Genomic DNA, 21,549 nt, shown 5'->3' on the forward strand with positions numbered 1-21,549 from the left:
TGCTCGCGAACCCCCGCAGCACCGGATAGCCGACCGCCACGGCCACGGCGACGACGAGGATGGCCCGGCGCCGGCGGAGCGGCGCAGTGAAGAGGCTGGACACGGCGTCAGGGTACGACCGCGGCGCTTCCCGGGCTGTCCCGCACCGGATGGGTGGCCGGGAAGGCCGATTACCACGTTTTCGGCCTACGCCTGCCAACTCAGTGGATCGCCCGCAACGCCTCGCGGAACCCGGCGGTGGCTGGCTCGTGCGGATAGCGTCGGTGCAGCTCCGCGTCCACCTCACCGGCGACCAGGAGCAACGACGGCAGTGACCGTCGACCGGCGGTGAACGCCGCCAGCCCCGTACCGACCGCCTTCTCCAGGTCACCAGCCCGTGCCGCGGTGGCGGCCAGGGTTAGCCGCGCCTCGGCCGTCCGCATGGGTGACCGGTCCGTACCGTCGGGTGCGGTTGCCTCCCGGATGACCTCCGTGGCGAAGTGCTCGGCGAGCCGGTCGTCCTCGGCGAACCGATAGGCGTCCATGGCGTAGAAGAGCCACTTGGCGGGATCGACCTCGAAATGATTGTCGGGGCGTTGGGGCGGGGTCAGTGATTCCAGCAGGCGTCGGCCGCGGTCCAGGGTCCGGTGTACCCCGGTGACGTCGCCGAGGCGGCCAAGCGCCTTGGCCTCCTGAGCGATGAGCTGCACCGCCACGGCGGAGCCACCGGTCGCATCCTGCCCGGCCCGGGCGGCGGCGAGGACCGCCGGGTGCCGAGACTGGGTGAGCGCGAACCAGGCGGCCAGCTCCCAGGCCCATCCGGTGATGCTCGCGTGTCCTGCCTCCTCACCGAGCTGTCGGGCAGCGGTCCGGGTCGCCTCGGCGCCGGCCCGCATGCCGAGGTCGTACTCGACGCAACCGATCAACAACGCCAGCCAGCCCGCGCACACCAGCAGTTCCCGGTGCTCGCGCAGTCGGACCGGCTGGCGCAGCAGGCGAGCCACCTCTCGCAGCCATCCCTGTCCCTCCGCCCGGAGTTGACGTGCGTCACGCCAGCCGTACTCGCAGCAGAGTTCCGTGACGGTCGCCTGGAGGGTCTCGATCGTGGCCGGTGCGGTGTCGCCGGCCTGCATCCGGCGCAGCAGTTCGGCGGTTTCCCAGGGGCGGGCGTCGACGGCTGCGGCGACGTCCAGATGGGCGCAGGCGATCAGTTCGCCGCGGGCGCCGAGCACGTCGTCGAGCCGGCGGACCAGGTCCTCGGTCGGCCTGCGGTGGCATGGGTACCCCGTTCCTGGTCAGCACGGCGACGAGGCGTGGTGTCGCCATGGCCGCACACGCTAGGAACGGCCCGTGACGGCGGTCTTAGTGCCGGATGAGGGTTCGCTGCGGTGTCCGCTTCAGCCCGGCTTTGGGCGGCTCCCGCCGACCGACCGGCCATCCGTCTCGGGCTGGTCGTCCGATGGAGGTAGATCCATCCCTTCTGGAGGGTAAGGCGACGTCTTTTTCACACGGGGGTTCACCACATGGAAATGAATCGACGGACGATGCTGCGCGGGGCCGCCCTGGCCGGAGCGGCGGCGGCGACCGGCCTGGCCGGCGGAGTGGCCGGGTCGGCGCCGGCGAGCGCGGCCGACACCACCGAGGTGGTCAACGGGCCGTGGCTGGTCAGCGCCGCGGGCGTGTTCCAGGTCGACCCGGGCCGCACCACGCCGAAGCTGCTGTTCTCCCAGGGCGACGACGCCACCGCCTCGCCCGACGGCCGGTACGTGGCCTTCCGCAACAACTCCTACATCCCCGGCCAGCCGCGCCCGGCCGCCGTGGCGCTCTGGGACCGGGTCACCGGCGAGACCCTGCCGCTGGTGGCGGGGGAGGAGGGCGTCTACTGGGAGAGCCCGACATGGTCGCCGGACGGCACCCAGCTCGCCCTGGTCCGCAACCACGACACCCTGGTGACGGTCGACGTGGCCACCGGCGCCATCCGGGTGCTCGTGCAGGGGCACTACATGTCCCGGCCGAACTGGTCCCGGGACGGGTCCATGATCGCCATGCGCTGGCACAGCCGCTCGGAGGGTCCGCAGCTGAAGACGCTGACCCTGGCCACCGGGAAGCTGCGGCGGATCTACCTGCCGGAGGCGGCCGGTGAGAACTTCGACTGGCCGATCTTCATGCCGAACTCGGAGCGGGTGGTGTTCTGCACAAACCGCTGGACCCGGGACACCGACGTGCCCAGCGGTGCGGCGCTGGCATCGGTCCGGATCGACGGCACCGGGCTGAAGCGGCTCACCGACACCCCGCGGCTCTACCTGTCGCCGGTGTTCTCCCCCGACGGCCGCTACTGCGCGGCGCTGTCGGTGCCGCCGACCAACGAGTACCCGGACGGCGGCAACATCATCGTCTCCACCAGCGGCTTCGGTGAGCCGTGGTGGATCCCCGGCGACGAGTACGACGACAGCAGCCGGCTCGACTGGGCCCGCGACATCTGACCCCGACCACGACCCTGCGACGCGGCGGCCGGCTCCCGGCCCGCCGCGTCGGCGTCTCCCGCCGCGCCGATTCCGCCCTCCGCCGCCATGCGATGGAAGGCTGGGCGACAGGACGGTCGCCGGGCGGCGACCGCAGTGGAGGGTGCGATGGCGGAGCCACTGGCCGGTACGGCGTGGAGCGGCGTGCAGGCGCACGGCCGCCGAGCCAACCCCGAGCGCATCCGTGCTGAGATGAGCCATGTGGGGAAGGTCGGCACGGGGCTCAACGTCAAAAAGTGCCCGACGTTGGGAGACCGGCGAACGCTGGCCGGACCCTCGCTACGGAGCACGCGGTGACGATCTTCGGCAAGCTGGGCACCCAACTCGGCCTGCTGACTCCCAACGAGCTGGCGATGCGCCCGGCGCTGACTGCACGGGTTCAGGAGGTTGCGGGACATGATCACGGGAGACCACAACGGCGGCGCCTGGGAGCGGGCGGACGGCGCGCTGCGTTCTTGCGCGCGGGTGAAGGCCGCCGCCATCAGTCACGCCAAGGCCGCGTCATGAGGGCAGCGGTCATCGGGGCTGGCATAGTGGGTCTGGCGGTTGCCAGACAGCTCTGCCTCCAACGACCCGACTGGGACGTCGTCGTGGTGGACAAGGAGCCGGATGTCGCGCGGCACCAGACCGGCCACAACAGCGGCGTCATCCACGCGGGAATCTACTACCCGCCTGGATCGTTGAAGGCGCGACTGTGCCGGCGCGGTGTCCGGCTGCTGGAGGACTTCTGCGACGAGCAGGGCGTCCCGTACGCGAAGCTGGGCAAGCTTGTGGTGGCCCTCGACGACCGCGAGTCGGTGCGGCTGCGCGACATTCACGAACGGGCGCTGGCCAACGGCATCTCCGACGTGACGATGCTCGGTCCCGCCGGTATGAGAGACGTGGAGCCGCACGTCGCCGGCATCGCCGCGTTGCACTCGCCGTCGACGGCCGTCGTGGACTACGCGGCCGTCGCGCGTTCGCTCGCGGACGACCTGCGTCGGCGCGGCGGCACGGTCCGCCTGTCGTCGGAGGTGACGGCCATGCGGGAGACTGCGTCCGGGTCGGTTCTGGAAACGACATCCGGGGATATTCGGGCCGACCGCGTCATCGTGTGCGCGGGCCTGCAATCCAGTCGGATGGCCGCGCTCACCGGCGACGACGAAGATCCGAGGATCGTGCCCTTCCGCGGCGAGTACTACCGACTCACCGAGCGAAGCTCCGGGCTGGTGCGGGGGCTGGTGTACCCGGTTCCCGACCCGCGGTACCCGTTTCTCGGCATCCACCTGACCCGGCGCATCAACGGGTCGGTGGACGTCGGCCCCAACGCGGTGCTCGCCTTCGCGCTCCAGGGGTACCGGCGCACGGACGCGTCCCTGCGCGATCTCGCCGAGGTGCTCGGCTGGAGCGGGTTCCGCCGCATGGCGCGGCAGCACTGGCGCACCGGGGCCCGGGAGATGCTCGGGTCCCTGAGCCGCCGGTACTTCCTCGCGCAGGCCAGGCGCTATCTGCCCGAACTCGCGCGCCGGGATCTCGTGGCCGCGCCCGCCGGGGTTCGCGCCCAGGCTCTGCGCCGCGACGGGTCGCTCGTGGACGACTTCTGCATCACGACGCGACAGCGTGTGACGCTGGTCCGCAACGCCCCGTCACCCGCAGCGACATCGTCGCTCGCCATCGCTGAGCACATCTGCCGCGAGGTGCTGGCGGCATCGGCGTCGTGACCTCGCGCATTGCCCGGATTGCTGACGATCGACTACGAGGGCCGTACTGGAGCACGGGCCATGGCCTCGGCCATGGCCTCGGCCAGGGCCGAGCGCCAGTCCGCCAGGGGTTGCAGGTCCGCGGTCGCCCAGCGTTGATGGGCCAGGACGCTGTACGTCGGACGGGGAGCTGGGCGGCGGAAGCGGTCGCTGGTCGTCGGCCGGATGCGGTCAGGATCGAGGCCGCGCAGGGTGAACACCGCGCGGGCGAGGCCGTACCAGGTGGTCGCGCCCGAGGCGGTGCCATGGTAGGCGCCGGGGGAGGCGTGGCCGGCCAGCGCCGCGTCGGTCAGCGCGACGAGCTGCTCCGCCAACCGGTAGGACCAGGTGGGCTGCCCCCACTGGTCATCCACCACGTCGAGCCACTCGCGCTCCTCGGCCAGCCGCAGCATGGTGGCGACGAAATTGGGTCCGTGTTCGCCGTAGAGCCAGGCGGTGCGCACGATGTAGCCGGTGTCGGGGAGCAGCTGGGTCACGGCCAGCTCCCCGGCGAGCTTGCTGCGACCGTACGCGTTGACCGGGGAGGTGGCAGCGTCCTCGGAGTACGGTTCGGTGGCGTCGCCGCGGAAAACGTAGTCGGTGGATATGTGGATCATTCGCGTGCCCGTCGCGGCGCAGGCTCTGGCCAGGTGGGCGACGGCGTCCCCATTGACGGCGGTGGCCGCATTCTCCTGAGCCTCGGCCCCGTCCACGTCGGTCCACGCTGCGGTGTTGATCACCAGGTCGTGCCCGGCGACGGCGGCACGCGCCGCGTCCGGGTCGGTGATGTCGAGGTCGGCGCGCGTGGTGGCCGTGACCGACAGGTCGCTTCGGGAGCGCAGGACGGCCAGCAGATCCCGCCCCAGCATGCCGCCGGAGCCGGTGATCAGCAGCCGGCTCATGCGGCGACGGCCCGCTTGGTGCCCGTTTTCAGCGGCTCCCACCAGGCCCGGTTGTCCCGGTACCACTGCACGGTCTGCGCCAGGCCGCGCTCGAGGTTGATGCTCGGCGCGTACCCGAGCTCCCCCCTGATCTTGCTGATGTCCAGCGAGTAGCGGCGGTCGTGGCCCTTGCGGTCGGCGACCGGCACGACCCGGTCCCACCCGGCGTCGCAGGCCTCCAGCAGCCGGCTGGTGAGCTCCTTGTTGGTGAGCTCGGTGCCGCCGCCGATGTTGTAGACCTCGCCGGTGCGGCCCTTCTCCTGGACCAGGGCGATCCCCACGCAGTGGTCGTGCACGTGCAGCCAGTCACGGATGTTGCCGCCGTCGCCGTAGAGCGGCACGGTGCCGCCGTCGAGCAGGTTGGTGACGAACAGGGGGATGACCTTCTCCGGGAACTGGTACGGCCCGTAGTTGTTCGAGCAGCGGGTGACCACCACGTCCAGGCCGTGGGTGCGGTGGTAGGCCAGCGCCAGCAGATCCGAGCCGGCCTTGGAGGCCGAGTACGGCGAGTTCGGGGCCAGCGGCCAGGTCTCGGTCCAGGAGCCCTCGTCGATGGATCCGTACACCTCGTCGGTGGAGACGTGCACGAACCGGTGCGTTCCATGCCGCAGCGCGGAGTCGAGCAACGTCTGGGTGCCGAGCACGTTGGTGGTGACGAACGGAGCGGCGCCGTCGATGGAGCGGTCGACGTGGGACTCGGCGGCGAAGTGCACGATCACGTCGTGACCGGCGACGACCTCATTGACGAGGACCGGGTCGCAGATGTCGCCCTGCTGGAACCGCAGTCGTGGGTCGTCACGGACGGGTGCCAGGTTTTGCAGGTTTCCGGAGTAGGTCAGCTTGTCCAGCACAGTGACCGCACTCGGCTCGAGGTGCGGGTCGGCCTGACCGGTGCTTCCCGGCGCCTTCAACAGCATGCGCACGTACTCGGACCCGATGAATCCGGCTCCGCCGGTGACGAGGATCCTCACGAGTTCCGGAGTCTACGTAACTTCCGCTCGGGCTTCAGTCGCATCGGCGACACCAGCGTTGCGTGTCCGCCGCTAGCCTCCGGCCATGCGCGGAATCCTCCTTGCCGGCGGCACCGGAACTCGGCTGTGGCCGATCACGCGTGCGGTGTCCAAGCAGCTCATGCCGGTCTTCGACAAGCCAATGGTCTACTACCCGCTCTCCACCCTGGTCATGGCGGGGGTGCGGGAGATCCTGATCATCACCACGCCTGAGGACCAGGACCAGTTCCGTCGCCTGTTCGGAGCTGGCAACCAGTTCGGGCTGCGGCTCGAATACGCCGTACAGCCCCGCCCGGCGGGGATCGCGCAGGCCTTCATCATCGGTGCCGATTTCATCGGCGCCGAGTCCGTGGCACTGATCCTCGGCGACAACATTTTCCACGGCGTCGGCCTCGGTCGGCAGCTCGCCGGGCACGGCGGGCTGATCGGCGGGCGGATCTTCGCCTACCAGGTGGCCAACCCCGGGGCATACGGGGTGGTCGACTTCGATGCGGCCGGCCGTGTCCTGTCTATTGAGGAAAAGCCGGCCCACCCCAGGTCCCGCTACGCCGTGCCCGGCCTCTACTTCTACGACAACCGGGTGGTCGACATCGCCCGCAAGCTCACGCCCAGCGCAAGGGGCGAACTGGAGATCACGGCGGTCAATGAGACCTACCGGGAGCTGGGTGAGCTGTCCGTGACGGTGCTGGACCGGGGTACCGCCTGGCTGGACACCGGCACCTTCACCTCGATGATGCAGGCCGCCGAGTTCGTTCGGGTGATCGAGGAACGCCAGGGCATGAAGATCGGATGCATCGAAGAGGTGGTGTGGCGGGCCGGCCTGATCAACGACGAGCGGCTGCGTACCTTGTCCGAGCCGCTGACCAGGAGTGGATACGGCGACTACCTGCTCGGCCTGCTGGCCGAGCAGCACGGCGGGGATGTGCGCCGATGAAGATCCGGCCGCTGAGCATCGACGGGGCATGGGAGATCACCCCACAGCAGTACGGCGACCCACGTGGACTGTTCATGGAGTGGTACCGCTTCGACCGGCTCGCCGCTGCGGTCGGACACCCGCTTCGGCTCCCGCAGGGCAACCTCTCGGTCTCCGCGCAAGGGGTGGTCCGTGGCATCCACTTTGCTGATGTGCCGCCCGGTCAGGCCAAATACGTGACGTGCGTACGCGGTGCGGTCATCGACATGGTAGTGGACGTCCGGGTGGGCTCGCCGACCTTTGGACAGTGGGAGGCCAGCCGCCTCGACGACGTCGACCGTCGCGCCCTCTACCTCGGCGAAGGCCTGGGACACGGCTTCTGCGCGCTGACCGAAGACGCCACGCTGAGCTACCTCTGCTCCACCACCTACAACCCTACGGCCGAGCACGCCGTGCACCCCCTTGACCCGCAATTGGCGATCGACTGGCCGGCGCGGGTGCCGCTGCTGTCGACCCGGGACGCAGCCGCGCCGAGCCTTGCTCAGGCACGTACAGCGGGGCTACTGCCGGACTACCAGACCTGTCGGTCATTCGTGGCCAGCCTGAATTCGGGCGCAACGCCCTACTCCGACGGAAGATAGCTTTTCAGCGTTCCCTGCGACGGGCGGACATTCGCTTCGTCGCCCGCCGGCCGTCATCGGCACGTTACTTCCGAAAGTTGGGCGCCCAACCGCCCCGACCGGTGATGTGCGGCAACTGAACGGGCCATTGCATCGTGCCGGTTCGGCGACGTGTCGGGCGGCCCTGCACCCGTTTCAATGTCGACAATTGGACTCCGGACCGGAAAGCCCGAAACTACGCTGGCGGAGCGAGTCTGGGTTGAGCATCCTCAAGTGCAGGCGGGTTTCGCATGCGCTTCCTGGACGGCTTGCTCCTGGCCGCGCAGTTTCCGCGGGTACCGCACCATCTTGAGCCGGAAGGCAAACCGAACGGCGGACGGCTGACCGACGGGCGAAAATGGAGGCAGAGTGAATTCGGTGGACCTCGCACCGGTCATCGACCTTACGGTCATCCGAAGCAGATCGATGGCGCCACCAGAGGATTCGGCCGGCCCGACGCGGAGTGACTGGCAGTCCCGTTATGTGATTACGCTGTGTTTGGTCGACCTTGGGGTGGGACTGGCCTCGGCGGCTGCGGCCCTGGGCCTTCGCTTCGGTCCGGGGACGGCCGCACCGTATAACCGAATCCATCTCTGGATTACCATAGCTCTGCCGTTTGCTTGGATGGCCGCTCTCACCCTCAACCGAGTGTATGAACTACGCCATCTTTTCGTCGGGAATGATGAGTACGCTCGGGTATTTCGATCCGGCCTCGCCGTTACCGCCACCTTGGCGGTTGTTGCCTTTGCGTTCGATTTCCGGCTCGCCCGAGGCTACGTGATCATCGCGATGCCGCTGCTCGTCGTCGCCGGCGTCGCGATGCGGTACCTTGTCCGCCAGCACCTGCACCGCTCATGGGCACGCGGTGAACGGCTGCACCGGGTGATCGTGGTCGGGCACGAGCTGGCCGTCGCAGAGATGACCAGAAGGCTGAGCCGCGAGCGCTACCACGGACTCGGTGTGGTTGGCGCCTGCCTGCCCCAACCCCGGGCCGAGTTCGTGGAACCGCGCCGGGCTGGTCTGCCGCCGATCCTCGGTACGTTCGAGGACGTGGCGACCGCCGTCGCTCGTGCGGGTGCGGATACCGTCGTCGTGCTCTCCTGCCCGGAGATCGCCGGAGCCGCCCTGCGGCGGTTGGGGTGGCAACTGGAACCTGACGACGTCGACCTCATCGTCGCGAGCAATCTCGTCGACGTGGCCGGCGACCGCACCACCATCCGCCCCGTGGACGGGTTGCCGATGCTGCACGTCGAGCACCCTCGTCTGAAGGGCGGCCGGCGGTTCGTCAAGACGGTCTTCGACCGCGTGTCGGCGCTCCTGCTGCTGATTCTCGCCGCCCCGGTGCTGCTGGCGATCGCCCTGGTGATCAGGATGAGCCCCGGGGCCGGTGGTCCCGCGATCTTCCGCCAGGAGCGGGTGGGCAAGAACGGCCGACCGTTCGTCATCTACAAGTTCCGGACGATGTACGTGGACGCCGAAGATCGTCTGGCGGAACTGCTCGACCGCAACGAGATCGACGGCGGGCTGTTCAAGATGCGAGACGATCCTCGGGTAACCCGGGTCGGGCGCTGGCTGCGCCGGCTGTCGCTGGACGAGGTCCCGCAGCTTGTCAATGTGCTCAAGGGCGACATGTCGTTGGTCGGACCTCGACCGCCGCTGCCCCGTGAGGTTGCCGGCTATCCGGCGGATATGCGCCGGCGCCTGGTGGTCAAGCCCGGCCTGACCGGGCTGTGGCAGGTCTCCGGCCGGTCCGACCTGTCGTGGGAGGAGTCCATCCGGCTCGACCTGTCGTACGTGGAGAACTGGTCTCTGACGATGGACCTGGCGATCCTGGTCCGCACGCTGAGCGCCGTCATCCGAAGCTCCGGAGCGTACTGACAGCGCTGCCCCCTGTCATCGCACAGCTCGCCGAGGCGCTGTCGGTAGCGCCTGACCGTCTGGAGGAAGCCATGGACACCGGGTTCGCGGAGTCGGTGGGTGCCACCGCCCCCAACCTCACCGTCATCGGCACCGGCTACCTGGGGGCTACCCACGCGGTGTGTATGGCCGCGCTCGGCTACCAGGTTCTCGGCGTCGACGTCGACGCGAACAAGATCGAGCGACTGGCCGCGGGTGAGGTGCCGTTCTTCGAACCTGGGCTGCCCGAGCTGCTCGCCAAGGCGTTGGACTCGGGGCGGCTGCATTTCACCACCTCACTGGAAGAGGCGGCCGACTTCGGCGACGTCCACTTTGTCTGCGTAGGGACTCCGCAGCTGGCCAACTCGTTTGCGGCTGACGTCCAGCATGTCGACGCTGCGGTGACCGCATTGGCCCGTAACCTTGGACGGCGGGCGCTGGTCGTGGGCAAGTCAACGGTTCCGGTCGGTACCGCGGCCCGTCTCGCCGAACGGATCCAAGCCGTCTCGCCGGCCGGTGACAGCGTGGAGCTGGCCTGGAACCCGGAGTTTCTCCGAGAGGGATTCGCCGTCGACGACACGATGCGTCCGGACAGGTTGGTGTTCGGCGTTTCGTCTCGGTGGGCCGAGCAACAGCTGCGCGAGGTGTTCGCCCCCATGATCGGCCAGGGCAGCCCGGTGATGGTGACGGATCCGCAGACCGCCGAGCTGGTCAAGGTTGCGGCAAACGGCTTCCTGGCGACAAAGATCTCGTACATCAATGCCATGGCCGAGGTTTGTGAGGCCAGTGGCGCGGACGTCCATGACCTGGCTGAGGCGCTGGGACTCGACGAGAGGATTGGCAGCCGGTTCCTCCGGCCAGGACTGGGCTTCGGTGGCGGATGCCTGCCCAAGGACATCCGCGCATTCATGCATCGGGCCGATGAGCTGGGGGTGGGGCAGGCGGTAGCGTTCCTCCGGGAAGTGGACGGGATCAACCAGCGCCGTCGGGCGCGGATGGTGGATCTGGTACGCGAGCTCGCCGGCGGGGATCTTCGCGGGGTCCGGGTGGCGGCCCTGGGTGCGGCGTTCAAGCCGGACTCGGACGACATCCGCGACGCGCCGGCTCTCGATGTTGCGAGCAGCCTGCATCAAGCGGGGGCGCGGGTGCGGGTGTTCGATCCGGTTGCCATGGACAATGCCCGCCGGGCATATCCCGCGCTCAGATACGGTGACAGCGCCGTCGATGTGGCAACAGACGCGGACGTCGTGGTGCTGCTGACCGAGTGGTCGCAATTCCGGGAGATCGACCCGGCGGCGTTGGGCACCGTGGTGGCGAGGCGGCGCATTGTCGACGGCCGGCACGCCTTGGACCGAGCCCAATGGCGCGCGGCGGGATGGGAGTACCGTGCCCTGGGCCGGCCCTGACGGCCGGCCCGGTCTGACCCGGGCGCGGCGGATCCGCGGGATCCTTCCACTGACGCCGCGCCGACTCAGGCGCGAGGCCGATGACCGGTAGCCGACACCAAACCTACCCGACTCGGTCCTTTCATCCATTTCCCTGACCAGGCACGATATACGGGCCGGTCTCGTGGGGCGGGCTCACAATTGTTGAGGAGCGGGATTGAGCGGCAGCGATGAAACCATCGCGGTGGTGGTGGTCACCTACAACAGCGAGCGGCTTCTCGCTGATCTGATCGCTTCGCTGAGGCCAGGGCTTGAGGGAATCGACTGGCATCTGACGGTCGTCGACAATGCCTCCGCGGACGGCACGGTCGACACGGTGCGACGGCTCGCTCCGACCGCCACCGTGGTGGAGATGGGACGGAACGCGGGCTATGCCGCCGGTATCAATGCCGGGGTGGCCGCCGCCGAACCTCACAGCGCGGTGCTCGTACTCAATCCGGACGTCCGGCTCGGTGCCGGATGCGGCTGCGAGCTGCTCAAGGTCCTCCGAACGCCGGGCACCGGTATCGCCGTGCCACGGCTGGTCGACGGCGACGGAGAACTGATCTTCACGATGCGGCGAGAGCCCAGCATCCCGCGCACTCTCGGCGACGCGGTCCTCGGCGCCGAGCGGGCGGGCCGGTATCCGGCGCTCGGCGAGACGGTCACCGATCACCGGCATTACGCCAACGAGGCGATCACAGCGTGGGCGGAGGGCTCAACGCTGCTGATCGGCGCTGAGTGCTGGCGCCGATGCGCGCCGTGGGAGGAGTACTTCTTCCTCTATTCGGAGGAGACCGACTTCGCCCTGCGGGCCCGGGACGCCGGCTTCGTCACCCGATTCACCCCCGCCGCTGAGGCCGTGCACCTCGAGGGCGATTCCCGGCAGTCGCCGGGCCTGTGGGCGTTGTTGACGCTCAACCGGGTACGCCTCTACCGCCGTCGCCACGGCCGCCTCGCCACCGCCGCCTTCTGGGCGGCCCTGCTCGTCCGAGAACTGAGCCGCGCCCTGCTGCGTCGGCGCCCGAGTCAGGCCGCCGTACGCGCACTCCTCAGCCCGGCCAGGTTCCGGGAAACGCCGGGACCGCACAGCGTCCGTCCGGCTGCCTAGAACCCGACCGGTCACCGGAGGCGTTTGGCGATCCCGATCGCACTCAGTCGGCTGCGGCGGAGAAGGCTCGGCCGAGCCAGTACCTCGGCGCGCAGCGACGCCGGCGTGTCCTCCCGCCGGACGCTGAAGCGCGGCTGAAGCCACGTCCGTCGACCGGCCGTTCTACGGTCGCTGGTGAACACGCGCGTGTAGCCGAGGCGCCGCAGCTCGGCCAGGAGCCGTCGATCGTAACGGCCGAGCGGGCAAGCGGCCAGGTCGACCGGCGCTTCGCACACCGCGGCCAGTCGCTTTCGAGCCACCACCAGCTCGTCATAAACGGCTCTCGGGTCCATGCCGCGCCACGATCGGTGTGACCTGCCGTGAGTTCCGATGGTCATGCCGTGTTGGTGCAACTCTCGCACGTCCCACTCACCGAGGCTGCCCGGCTTGCCAATGCGACCGGCCAGCACGAAGTAGTCGGCCGTCAGGTTCCGTTCGATCAGGGCGGGAAGCCCGAATCGCAGGTCCGAGATGTTGCCGTCGTCGAAGCTGATCCGTACGGCAGGCCAGGTCGCCACCTCGTCGAGGATCGCAAGGAACTGATCGCTGCCGACCCAGTACCGGTCCTCGCCCGGTTCCAGGTCCCGTCCGGGCTCGCCGATTCCGTGGAAGCAGATGTTGATGATCCGGTCGTCCGCTGTCATTCGTCCCTCAATTGAAACCTGCTGGCCGGAATGCTCCCGGCCGGCTCGCGTCCTCTGCCAGGCGACGTGACGGCCGGTACACCCCGCGACGATTCGTCGCGTTCCCAGGTCTGCCCGCCCCGGCCCACGCGTCGTGCCCGGGACGCCGCGGCCAGGCTGATCGCGACGTAGCAGACCGCGGCGGGCGCCAGCCAGGGCCGAGGAAGGACGACGTCGCGGAGCCAGGAGAGCCGCCTCGCGGCACGTACCCTCGTCGGGGCTGATTCGCTCGAGGCGGTGGCGCGCATGGCCGCGTTGCCGCTGCGCACTCTCGTGAGCCGGCGTACCAGGTCACCAATGCGGTGTGGCGTGGCGATCAGGGAGGTCACCCCCGAGACCTCCCGCTTTTCGGACCGCTCGAACAGGGAGTCGAGGAACAGGTCGTCGGCGACCAGGTCAGGAATGGTCTTGAACCGTTTCCGCCCCTCGGCGGAGAGGGCGATCACCCCCCGCCCGAACAGGCCATCGCGGAAGGTGGGCAGGTGGCGATGGATGGCGAAGTAGGCGCGTATCAGCAGCGGCCGGCGGGTCAGGTCCAGCCCCCGGCGGGGAACGGCCGCCAGCGCCCGGCTGGCAGCCGCGCCGAGCGGCGGGCGTACGGCATCGGCGAGGAGCCGCAGTCCCTCCGTCGTCACCACGACGTCGGCGTCCAGATAGATGCGCGGAAAGCCGACCGCAACCTCGTCGCCCGCGTTGAGCGCGGCCGGCTTGCCCGCCACACTAAGCTCGACGACCCGTACCCCCGGTCGGCTCCCGGCGATCTGCGCGGTGGAGTCGGTGCATCCGTTGGCGACCACCGTGATGTCGAACTCGCCGTCTCTCGCATCTGCCATCAGCGTGTCCAGGCAGCGCCCGATGACGCCGGCTTCGTTGTGCGCCGCGATGACGACGCTGGCACGGGGGGCGTCCAGAGGCGAGGCGGCGGGCTGGTCGGCCGTCGTGCTCCGCGGGGATCTCGGCGCGTCCGGCCCTGCCGCGACCGGCTGGCCCAGGCGACGGGCGAGCAACCGCCGCCAGAGGGATACGTACTGCCGTGCCTGATGTTCCCAGGCGAGCATCGTGGTGAAGCGGCTCAGGGCGACATCGTGCATCTGTTCGCGTTGCGCGGCGTCGTCCAGCAGTCCGTCGATGGCCTCGGCGAACTCAGCGGGTGAGCCGTTCGGCACGTAGCGAGCGGCCGCGTCAGCGGTCCGCCGGGTCTCGATCAGGTCGACCGCGACGACGGGGATGCCTCTGCCGAGGTATTCGACGGTCTTGGCCATCGTGGAGAGATGGTTCATCCGAGTCGGTAGGTCGGGCTGAATCGCGATGGTGGCCGTGCGCAGCAGCGAGTCGACCGCCGGCCCGTCGAGCCAGCCGGTGAACTCGACGAGATCGTTCAGCCCACGTTCGGCGGCGAGTTTGGTGAGGCTGACCATCGTCTCGCCGTCGCCGGCGAGAACCATCCGCCAGTCTCTGCGGCTCCGCCGCTTTGCCAGCTCCTCGGCGGCCAGCACCGCGACGTCGACGTTGTCCTGCCGACCGAAGACACCGAGATAGACGACCTTGTGAACGTCGTCGTCCTGTCGGTCCGGAACCGGGCTCCCGTCTCGGGAGATTTCGTTCGTCGCCGGGCCGTTGCGCACCACGGTGACCTTCTCCGGCGGCACGCCTCGGCGCACGGCGTTCTTGCGGAAGGACTCGTTCGTCGCGATGACCGCTGTGGCCGTCCGAAGGGTGAGCCACTCGAGCATGACCAGCGCGCGGAACACCAGTTTGTTGGCGGACCCGCCGGCGCGGGCGGCGTAGATCTCGGGGCAGAGGTCGTGGTGGTCGAACACCCACGGACGACCGAGTGCCCGCCAGATCAACGCGAGCGGAAAGTAGACGTCGGGGGGGTTGCACACCTGAACGGCATGTGCCCGCCCACTGAACAGTTCACCGAGCAGTCGTATCGTGATGCACAGGAAAGACCAGCCGAACTCCACCGCGAACGAGACGACACCTGAACCGTAGACAATCAGCGGATAGGGCTTGAGCCGGGTGCCCCTGCTGCCGGGCAGGATCCGGAGGTTCTTGTCTCCGCGGGGCGCAATCACCGTGACGTCAAAACCGTTGGCCTCCAGGCTCAGGCACTCACGGATGACGCGACGGTCACGCTCGGCGGGAAGGTTGGCGATGAGGATGGTGACATGAGGTCGATCCTTCACGGTGCGGATCACTTCCCCTTGTAAACGGTCCACAGTGATGCCGGTAACACTGCCGGACCGTGCGGACGGCAAACAAGGCGCCGCCCCGGATCATCAGTGTCGGATTCTTTGCAAGGGAATTTATCGAAACCATTTCATGCGTCGCTGCCTCGCCTTCCTGGGTGATGCGAGTAAACGGCTGCCGCCATTGCCTGCCACTGTGGTCCGTCGGAGCGGGACAGTTATCGCGGGTTACGGCGCGCACGGCCCCTTTGCGTTGTGCGCGCGACGGGGGCTGCGGCGCTCTTCGGCCAACGAACATCATCCGTTCGGAGATCGAATCAGGATTTGGTCGAGCGGAGTCGATCAGAAGGCCGATCGCCACTGGGCGTTTACAGGTGACGGGAACCCGGCAATGCGAGCCGGCCGAGTGGCCTTGCGAGATATCGTCGCCCGGGCCGGTTACGGTCGGCGTTGGCGCGTTCGGGGCGCGGGGAAAGAGGACCTGGGATGGGGACGTAGATGGCCGTGCGGGTTCTCCCCATCACCGGAGCCGAGGTGCAGGCGGCCGCGGAGTTCCTCCACCGGCACCTCAATCGCCGGGTAGCGGTGGACGCCTGGGCCGGAGCCATGCTCGTCCCATGGAAGGTCGACGGGCCCAATCACGGCTTCCTGCTGCTTGCCGACGAGGGCGTGGTGGGCGTCTACCTCGCCTTCTATTCAGAGCGGTGGATCGATGGCCGGCCGGAGCGGTTCTGCAACCTGGGCGCCTGGTGTGTGCTGCCGCAGTACCGGTTCCACAGCCTGCGGTTGCTGAAGGCGTTGCTGTCGCAGGACGGATACCACTTCACCGACCTGTCGCCGAGTGGCAACGTGGTGCCGCTCAACGCCCGGCTCGGCTTCAGCTTCCTCGACACCGCCACGGCCCTGGTGCCCAACCTGCCATGGCCGTCCTGGCCCGGGCGGTCCGTCATCAGCAGCGATCCCGCCCGGATTCAGGCCACGCTGACCCCGTCCGAACTCGAGATCTATCAGGATCACGTGGCGACGGGCGCGGCACGGCACCTGTTGCTCGTCCACGGCGGCGGGCACTGCCACGTCATGTTCCGCAAGGACCGCCGAAAGGACCTGCCGGTCTTCGCGTCGATCCTGTACGTGAGCGACGAGGAGCTGTTCCGTCGGTTGGCCCGCCCACTCGCCCGGCACCTGCTGATCCGTCATGGCGCGCTGGCGACCCTGGCCGAACTGAGGGTGGTGGGGGAGCGGCCGGCTGGCTCGATCATGCTCGGGTCGCCCCGCCGGAAGATGTTCAAGAGCGACCACCTCACACCGGATCAGATCGACTATCTCTACAGCGAGTTGGCCTGTGTCAGCTGGTGAACCCGGTCCGAAGAGAGCGAGCCCTGCGATGCGTACGGGACTGCACCACCTCTTGGCCGCGACCGCTCGGCGACACGGCCGGTCACCCGCGCTCACCTTCAAGGAGGTGACCCTGACCTACGCCGAACTTTGGCGGAACGTCGTCGGCGTGGCGACGGGTCTGGAGCGCCTCGGTCTCAAGCGGGGCGAGCGGGTGGCGGTCTACCTCGACAAGCGGCCTGAGACCGTGGAGGCGGTGTTCGGCACCTCGGCCGCCGGCGGAGTCTTCGTCCCGGTCAATCCGCTGCTTCGCCCCAAGCAGGTCGGCTACATCCTCGCGGACTGCGCCGTTCGGGTGCTGATCACTACGGCCGAGCGTCTCGACCTGTTGCGCGACGAGTTGGCCGAGGCCAAGTCGGTGGAGCACGTCGTGCTGATCGGGCCCCCGCCGCGTACCGCGTCGCACACCCGCTACACGGTCTCGACGTGGGCGGGGCTGGGTGCCGCGAGCGGCGGCGTGCCGGGCCGGCAGGTGATCGATGCCGATCCGGCCGCCATTCTCTACACGTCCGGCAGCACCGGAAAGCCCAAGGGCGTCGTGCTCTCGCACCGTAACCTCATCGCCGGCGCCGAGAGCGTCAGCGATTACCTGGGCAACAGCGCCGACGACGTGATCCTCGCGGCGCTGCCGCTGAGTTTCGACGCCGGGTTCAGCCAGCTGACCACCGGGTTCACGGTCGGTGCTCACGTCGTGCTGGTCAACTATCTGTTCCCGGGTGACGTGGTGAGGCTCTGCGCGAAGCACGGCGTGACCGGACTGACCTGCGTTCCACCCCTGTGGTTGCAGCTCGCCGAGCAACGGTGGCCAGACGAGGCTCTCCGGCGCATGCGCTACATCGCCAACACGGGCGGTCGAATGCCGAAGGCCACGCTCGACCGGCTGCGCCAGATCTTCCCGGTGGCCAAGCCGTACCTCATGTACGGCCTCACCGAGGCCTTCCGGTCCACGTACCTGGATCCCGCCGAGGTCGACCGCCGGCCCGACTCGATTGGCAAGGCGATCCCCAATGTGGAGATCCTTGTCGTCCGACCCGACGGGACGCTCGCCGATCCGGGCGAGGAGGGCGAGCTGGTGCACCGAGGCGCGCTGGTCGCGATGGGCTACTGGAACGACCCGGAGCGCACGGCGGAAAGGTTCCGCCCGGCCCCCGGCAGCGAGGGGGCACTCCGTCCGGAGATCGCGGTCTGGTCGGGCGACATCGTCAGACGCGACGACGAGGGGTTCCTGTACTTCGTCGGACGCAACGACGAGATGATCAAAACCTCGGGTTACCGGGTGAGCCCAGCCGAGGTCGAGGAGGTCGCCTACGAGACCGGTCTGGTCGGCGACGCGGTGGCGTTGGGTGTCGACGATCCGCGCATCGGGCAGCACGTGGCGCTCGTCGTGAGCCCGGCGGCCGGACAGGAGTTCAGCGAGGCCGGCCTGCTGGCCGAGTTGAGGGAACGACTGCCGCTCTACATGGTGCCGAAGCAGATCGTGCGGCGCGCCGCCTTGCCGCGAACCCCGAACGGAAAGTACGACCGAAACCTTCTTCGCGAGGAAGTGACCAGGTGACACACCCCGCCCTGGCCTCCTTCGAGGGCCGCTCCGGCGCGCTCCTCATCGGCGGCATTCCGGTCGACCGGCTCGCCGAACGGGTCGGCAGCACCCCGTTCTTCGCCTACGACCGGGCGCTGCTGACCCGCCGGGTGCAGCTGCTCCGGGACACGCTGCCCGCCGGGGTGAACATCAGCTATGCGGTGAAGGCGAACCCGATGCCGGCGGTCGTCCAGCACCTCAGCGGCCTGGTGGATGCGTTCGACGTGGCGTCCGGGCTGGAACTGCGGACCGCGCTGGACACGCCGATGCCGGCGGACCTGGTGAGCTTCGCCGGCCCGGGCAAGACGGACGCCGAGCTGGCCCAGGCCATCGCCGCGGGTGCGACGATCGAGTTGGAGTCCGAAACCGAGGCGGAGCGGGTGGTCGCCACCGGCGGTCGGCTCGGTATCCGGCCGCGAGTCGCGATACGGGTCAACCCCGACTTCTCAGTCAAGGGCTCGGGCATGCGCCTGGGCGGCGGTCCGCAGCAGTTCGGGATCGACTCGGAGCGGGTGCCGGCGCTGCTCAAGGAACTGGCCCACGCCGACCTCGATTTCCTGGGCTTCCACGTCTTCGCGGGGTCACAGAACCTGCGCGCGGAGAGCATCTGCCAGGCCCAGCGGCAGACGGTTGAGCTGATGCTGCGGTTGGCCGACGAGTCGCCTCTGCCGATCCGCTACCTCAACCTCGGCGGCGGCTTCGGCATCCCCTACTTCGCAAAGGACGAGCCGCTGAATCTCGCGACCGTGGGAGCCAACCTGCGGGAGTTGATCGAGGGATCGATCCGGCCGAAGCTGCCCGACGCCCGGATCATCGTGGAACTGGGCCGGTACATCGTCGGTGAGTGCGGCGTCTACGTGACCCGCGTCGTGGACCGGAAGGAATCGCGCGGCAAGACGTTTCTCGTGGTGGATGGCGGTCTGCATCACCAGTTGGCCGCGTCGGGCAACTTCGGCCAGGTGATCCGCCGCAACTACCCGCTCGCCATCGGCAACCGATGGGCGGACCAGCCGGGGGAACAGGTGACCGTGGTGGGTTGTCTGTGCACCCCGCTGGACCTGCTCGGCGACAACGTCACCCTGCCGCGGGCCGAGGTCGGCGACCTCGTCGTGCTCTTCCAAGCCGGCGCGTACGGTCTGACAGCCAGTCCCACCGCCTTTCTCAGCCATCCGTTGCCCGCCGAGGTGCTTGTCTGATTTCGGCCCGATCCGAGGAGAGAAACAATGGGTACGACCAGCACCGCGTCCTTCGCAGACGTCAAGTCCGTGGTTGTCGAGACGCTCGGCATCTCCGACCGCGCCGACACGCTCGACCCGTCGACGCCGCTCTTGGACGGCCTGCCCGAACTCGACTCGATGGCCGTGGTCGAGCTCATCGCCGCCATCGAGGAGCGGTTCGACATTCGGTTCGACGACGACGAGGTCAACGCCGAGCTCTTCGAGACGCTCGGCGGCCTCGCCGAGTTCGTCGCCGCGAAGGCCCGTTGAGCGCGTTGACAGGTAGCACACGATCAGGCTCGTGGCGGAAGGCCGCGCCGGGAGGTTTCCGCATTCCATGAAGGACTTTCTCGCCGTCTCGTGCGCGCCGCACGCTGCCGACTCGCTGCGCGGCGTCGTTGACCAGGCACTTGGCGTGTTACGCGACGACGAGGCTGGCGTGGTCCGCGTCGACCAGGCCGAGGACGGCTGGGTGGCATTTGCCGGCAGCGACCCGGGCGACCTCCTGGCCGAGCCTGGGGCGGGGTTCACGGTGCGGTTGAACCGCGCCGCCCGTACCCCGGAGCGGGACGTGCCAACGGCCGAGCTGGCCGGCATGATCACCGGCGGTGGGGATCTGACGTCACTCCTGCCGCCCTTCGCCGCCGCGCATCGACAGCGCGCCGGTGCGCCGGTCGTGGTCGCCGGCGACTGGCTCGGGTTCCGACAGATCTACTGGTGGCAGGGGGACGGGGTGGCGGCCGTCTCGACCAGCGCCCGCACTCTTGCCGTGCTGGCGGGCGGCCGGTTGGATCCGGTCGGTCTCGGCGCCCAAGCCATGATCGGTTGGCAGGTCGGCACGCTCACCATCTTCGAGAATGTCCGAGCGCTGCCACCCGCTACGATCGCCACCCTTGACGGCGGATCGCTGCGCCAGCGGCGGTACGCGGACCCCCCGGACCGGCCTGACCGGGCACCTGCGCTGGACGATGCCGTTGACGAGATGGCGCAGATTCTCAACCGCTGGCAGAGCAACTACTTGGAGGATCACCCGGACACCATCCTGCAGCTCACCGGCGGCCACGACTCCCGCATTCTGCTCGCCGCGATCCCCGCGAAGCTGAGGACAGGACTCGCAGCACTCACGCTCGGCAGCCCGACCAGCCCCGACGTTCGGATCGCCGCCCGGCTCTCGGCCCGTTACGGCCTCCGGCACGAGGTTTACCGGCTCGATCAGCAGCGCCCGCCCACGCCGCGGGAGGCCCACACCTTGGCGCTGGCGGCGGCCAGACAGCTGGAATGTCAGGCCAGTCCGCTCGCGCTCGCTCCGTTGTTGCTGGCCGAGGCGCACCTGGACCAGGGGCACCGCCTTGGCGGTCTGGGGGGCGAGGTGGCGCGAGGCTTCTATTACGCTGGGCAGCCAACGGGCGCGACGGCGTCGGGCCATCTCGTGGAGCGCCTGGCGCGGTGGCGGCTCTTCAGCAACGAAGCGGTCGAGGCGAAGGCTCTGACGGAGGACTTCCGGATCCGGGCGCAGGAGACGACGCTGGCCAGCCTGAAAGAGCTCTTTCCGGCCGGCGACTGGTTGCGGGCCACGGATGACTTCTACCTGTACCACCGCATGTACCGCTGGGCCGGCCTGCACGGCACGGTCGCCGCGGTACGGCGCCACTACATCAACCCGATGTTCGATCGGCGATTCATCGAACTGGCGCTGGCTGTGGCGCCGGCGGACAAGCGCAACTCGCTGCTCCTCGGGCGGTTGATGACGCGGCTGGATTCCGAGCTCGCCAGTGTGCCTCTCGACTCGGGCTTGACTCCTGCGCGGCTGGGCACCCGGTCGGTCGTGACGCGCCTCGCTACCGGAACGGCGACCGCGCGTAAGGCCGCCGAGAAGGTTCGGCAGCGGCTGACCCACGGTCGAAAGGCTCAGCTGGGCGCGGCAGAAATGGGAGCGCTGGTGCTGGCGCACTGGCGGGCCGAGCCGCAGGTGTGCCGCGCGTTGTACGACATGCCGATACTGCGCCACGATTGGCTTGACGACCTGCTCGCGGGTGCGCCGGCTGAGCCAACGACCGTCGCCTTTCTGGTCAACCTGTTGGCCGCGTCGGACCAGACGACCGCCCGATGAGGAGCCGCTGGGCGTCCGCCTCGATCGCCCCATTGTGGGTCTTCGAAGTTGGCGGGGGCTGCGCTGTCCTGAGTGGACCCCGGCGTGAGGGTGCCCGTGGCTCTCGGTGATCATGCCTGTTGTCTAGGCAAGCCGATCACTGCAGAGAAACCACGGGCATG

The 21,549-nt window shown here is 68.9% G+C and carries 18 protein-coding genes; 13 read left to right on the plus strand and 5 right to left on the minus strand.

The features are described 5' to 3' along the window. Positions 1 to 200 precede the first annotated feature (200 nt). Positions 201 to 1,211, minus strand: a complete 1,011-nt coding sequence (locus tag SLP03_RS26100; RefSeq protein ID WP_319463277.1) for an XRE family transcriptional regulator — start codon at positions 1,209 to 1,211, stop codon at positions 201 to 203. A 291-nt stretch (positions 1,212 to 1,502) separates the two neighbouring features. Here SLP03_RS26100 and SLP03_RS26105 point away from each other — a divergent pair, with 291 nt between their 5' ends. Together SLP03_RS26105 and lhgO are read left to right on the plus strand one after the other, a co-directional pair. Next, a complete protein-coding gene (locus SLP03_RS26105; protein ID WP_319463278.1) occupies positions 1,503 to 2,462 on the plus strand; it encodes a TolB family protein in 960 nt (319 codons plus the stop codon). Between the two features lie 332 nt (positions 2,463 to 2,794). After that, entirely contained in the window at positions 2,795 to 4,201 is a 1,407-nt protein-coding gene (gene lhgO / locus SLP03_RS26110; RefSeq protein ID WP_319463279.1) for an L-2-hydroxyglutarate oxidase, read from the plus strand. A gap of 32 nt (positions 4,202 to 4,233) precedes the next feature. Here lhgO and rfbD read toward each other — a convergent pair whose 3' ends face one another. Both rfbD and rfbB read right to left on the minus strand, forming a co-directional pair. Beyond that, positions 4,234 to 5,121, minus strand: a complete 888-nt coding sequence (gene rfbD / locus SLP03_RS26115; RefSeq protein WP_319463280.1) for a dTDP-4-dehydrorhamnose reductase — start codon at positions 5,119 to 5,121, stop codon at positions 4,234 to 4,236. After that, positions 5,118 to 6,131 (minus strand): dTDP-glucose 4,6-dehydratase, encoded by a 1,014-nt coding sequence (gene rfbB / locus SLP03_RS26120; protein WP_319463281.1) that lies wholly within the window; start codon positions 6,129 to 6,131, stop codon positions 5,118 to 5,120. Before rfbB ends, rfbD begins: the two co-directional genes overlap by 4 nt. Before the next feature lie 85 nt (positions 6,132 to 6,216). Between rfbB and rfbA the strand changes: the two genes are divergently transcribed. The 6 genes from rfbA (at position 6,217) to SLP03_RS26150 (ending at position 12,173) form a co-directional block, all read left to right on the plus strand. Further along, positions 6,217 to 7,104 (plus strand): glucose-1-phosphate thymidylyltransferase RfbA, encoded by an 888-nt coding sequence (rfbA, locus tag SLP03_RS26125; protein WP_319463282.1) that lies wholly within the window; start codon positions 6,217 to 6,219, stop codon positions 7,102 to 7,104. Continuing rightward, positions 7,101 to 7,724 carry a dTDP-4-dehydrorhamnose 3,5-epimerase family protein gene (locus tag SLP03_RS26130; RefSeq protein ID WP_319463283.1) on the plus strand — a complete coding sequence of 208 codons (624 nt, stop codon included), beginning with the start codon at positions 7,101 to 7,103 and terminating at the stop codon, positions 7,722 to 7,724. Before rfbA ends, SLP03_RS26130 begins: the two co-directional genes overlap by 4 nt. Positions 7,725 to 7,993: 269 nt before the next feature. Continuing rightward, positions 7,994 to 8,209: a hypothetical protein gene (locus tag SLP03_RS26135; protein WP_319463294.1), complete on the plus strand. Its 216-nt coding sequence runs from the start codon at positions 7,994 to 7,996 to the stop codon at positions 8,207 to 8,209. After that, positions 8,169 to 9,620, plus strand: coding sequence for a sugar transferase (locus tag SLP03_RS26140; RefSeq protein WP_319463293.1), 1,452 nt, complete (start codon positions 8,169 to 8,171; stop codon positions 9,618 to 9,620). The genes SLP03_RS26135 and SLP03_RS26140 overlap by 41 nt, the downstream gene beginning before the upstream one ends. Before the next feature lie 71 nt (positions 9,621 to 9,691). Beyond that, positions 9,692 to 11,044, plus strand: a complete 1,353-nt coding sequence (locus SLP03_RS26145; protein ID WP_319463284.1) for a UDP-glucose/GDP-mannose dehydrogenase family protein — start codon at positions 9,692 to 9,694, stop codon at positions 11,042 to 11,044. A 196-nt stretch (positions 11,045 to 11,240) separates the two neighbouring features. After that, complete coding sequence (locus SLP03_RS26150) at positions 11,241 to 12,173, plus strand: glycosyltransferase family 2 protein (RefSeq protein ID WP_319463285.1); 933 nt, start codon at positions 11,241 to 11,243, stop codon at positions 12,171 to 12,173. Positions 12,174 to 12,184: 11 nt separating this feature from the next. On the opposite strand, the gene SLP03_RS26155 is transcribed toward SLP03_RS26150, so the two are convergent. Continuing rightward, on the minus strand, positions 12,185 to 12,856 hold the full coding sequence (locus tag SLP03_RS26155; RefSeq protein WP_319463286.1) for a polysaccharide deacetylase family protein: 672 nt from the start codon (positions 12,854 to 12,856) through the stop codon (positions 12,185 to 12,187). Then, positions 12,853 to 15,096 (minus strand): glycosyltransferase, encoded by a 2,244-nt coding sequence (locus SLP03_RS26160; RefSeq protein WP_319463287.1) that lies wholly within the window; start codon positions 15,094 to 15,096, stop codon positions 12,853 to 12,855. The genes SLP03_RS26155 and SLP03_RS26160 overlap by 4 nt, the downstream gene beginning before the upstream one ends. A 489-nt stretch (positions 15,097 to 15,585) precedes the next feature. On the opposite strand from SLP03_RS26160, the gene SLP03_RS26165 reads away from it, so the two are divergent. The 5 genes from SLP03_RS26165 (at position 15,586) to SLP03_RS26185 (ending at position 21,388) form a co-directional block, all read left to right on the plus strand. Then, positions 15,586 to 16,443, plus strand: a complete 858-nt coding sequence (locus SLP03_RS26165) for a hypothetical protein (RefSeq protein ID WP_319463288.1) — start codon at positions 15,586 to 15,588, stop codon at positions 16,441 to 16,443. Between the two features lie 28 nt (positions 16,444 to 16,471). Further along, positions 16,472 to 18,037, plus strand: coding sequence for an acyl-CoA ligase (AMP-forming), exosortase A system-associated (locus SLP03_RS26170; RefSeq protein ID WP_319463289.1), 1,566 nt, complete (start codon positions 16,472 to 16,474; stop codon positions 18,035 to 18,037). Next, the gene (locus SLP03_RS26175; protein WP_319463290.1) at positions 18,034 to 19,257 is read left to right on the plus strand and encodes a pyridoxal-dependent decarboxylase, exosortase A system-associated; all 1,224 of its coding nucleotides are present in this window, start codon (positions 18,034 to 18,036) and stop codon (positions 19,255 to 19,257) included. The genes SLP03_RS26170 and SLP03_RS26175 overlap by 4 nt, the downstream gene beginning before the upstream one ends. A gap of 27 nt (positions 19,258 to 19,284) precedes the next feature. Then, the gene (locus SLP03_RS26180) at positions 19,285 to 19,548 is read left to right on the plus strand and encodes an acyl carrier protein (protein ID WP_319463291.1); all 264 of its coding nucleotides are present in this window, start codon (positions 19,285 to 19,287) and stop codon (positions 19,546 to 19,548) included. Between the two features lie 67 nt (positions 19,549 to 19,615). Further along, on the plus strand, positions 19,616 to 21,388 hold the full coding sequence (locus tag SLP03_RS26185; RefSeq protein ID WP_319463292.1) for a hypothetical protein: 1,773 nt from the start codon (positions 19,616 to 19,618) through the stop codon (positions 21,386 to 21,388). Positions 21,389 to 21,549 lie beyond the last annotated feature (161 nt).

Source organism: Micromonospora sp. RTP1Z1 (assembly GCF_033804685.1).
GTDB lineage: Bacteria > Actinomycetota > Actinomycetes > Mycobacteriales > Micromonosporaceae > Micromonospora.

Bases quoted from the DNA above. Each gene is read 5' to 3' on its own strand.
- SLP03_RS26105 (WP_319463278.1), top strand. From the start codon at position 1,503: ATGGAAATGAATCGACGGACGATGCTGCGCGGGGCCGCCCTGGCCGGA.
- rfbD (WP_319463280.1), bottom strand. From the start codon at position 5,121: ATGAGCCGGCTGCTGATCACCGGCTCCGGCGGCATGCTGGGGCGGGAT.
- rfbA (WP_319463282.1), top strand. From the start codon at position 6,217: ATGCGCGGAATCCTCCTTGCCGGCGGCACCGGAACTCGGCTGTGGCCG.
- SLP03_RS26130 (WP_319463283.1), top strand. From the start codon at position 7,101: ATGAAGATCCGGCCGCTGAGCATCGACGGGGCATGGGAGATCACCCCA.
- SLP03_RS26135 (WP_319463294.1), top strand. From the start codon at position 7,994: ATGCGCTTCCTGGACGGCTTGCTCCTGGCCGCGCAGTTTCCGCGGGTA.
- SLP03_RS26140 (WP_319463293.1), top strand. From the start codon at position 8,169: ATGGCGCCACCAGAGGATTCGGCCGGCCCGACGCGGAGTGACTGGCAG.
- SLP03_RS26145 (WP_319463284.1), top strand. From the start codon at position 9,692: ATGGACACCGGGTTCGCGGAGTCGGTGGGTGCCACCGCCCCCAACCTC.
- SLP03_RS26155 (WP_319463286.1), bottom strand. From the start codon at position 12,856: ATGACAGCGGACGACCGGATCATCAACATCTGCTTCCACGGAATCGGC.
- SLP03_RS26165 (WP_319463288.1), top strand. From the start codon at position 15,586: ATGGCCGTGCGGGTTCTCCCCATCACCGGAGCCGAGGTGCAGGCGGCC.
- SLP03_RS26170 (WP_319463289.1), top strand. From the start codon at position 16,472: ATGCGTACGGGACTGCACCACCTCTTGGCCGCGACCGCTCGGCGACAC.
- SLP03_RS26180 (WP_319463291.1), top strand. From the start codon at position 19,285: ATGGGTACGACCAGCACCGCGTCCTTCGCAGACGTCAAGTCCGTGGTT.
- SLP03_RS26185 (WP_319463292.1), top strand. From the start codon at position 19,616: ATGAAGGACTTTCTCGCCGTCTCGTGCGCGCCGCACGCTGCCGACTCG.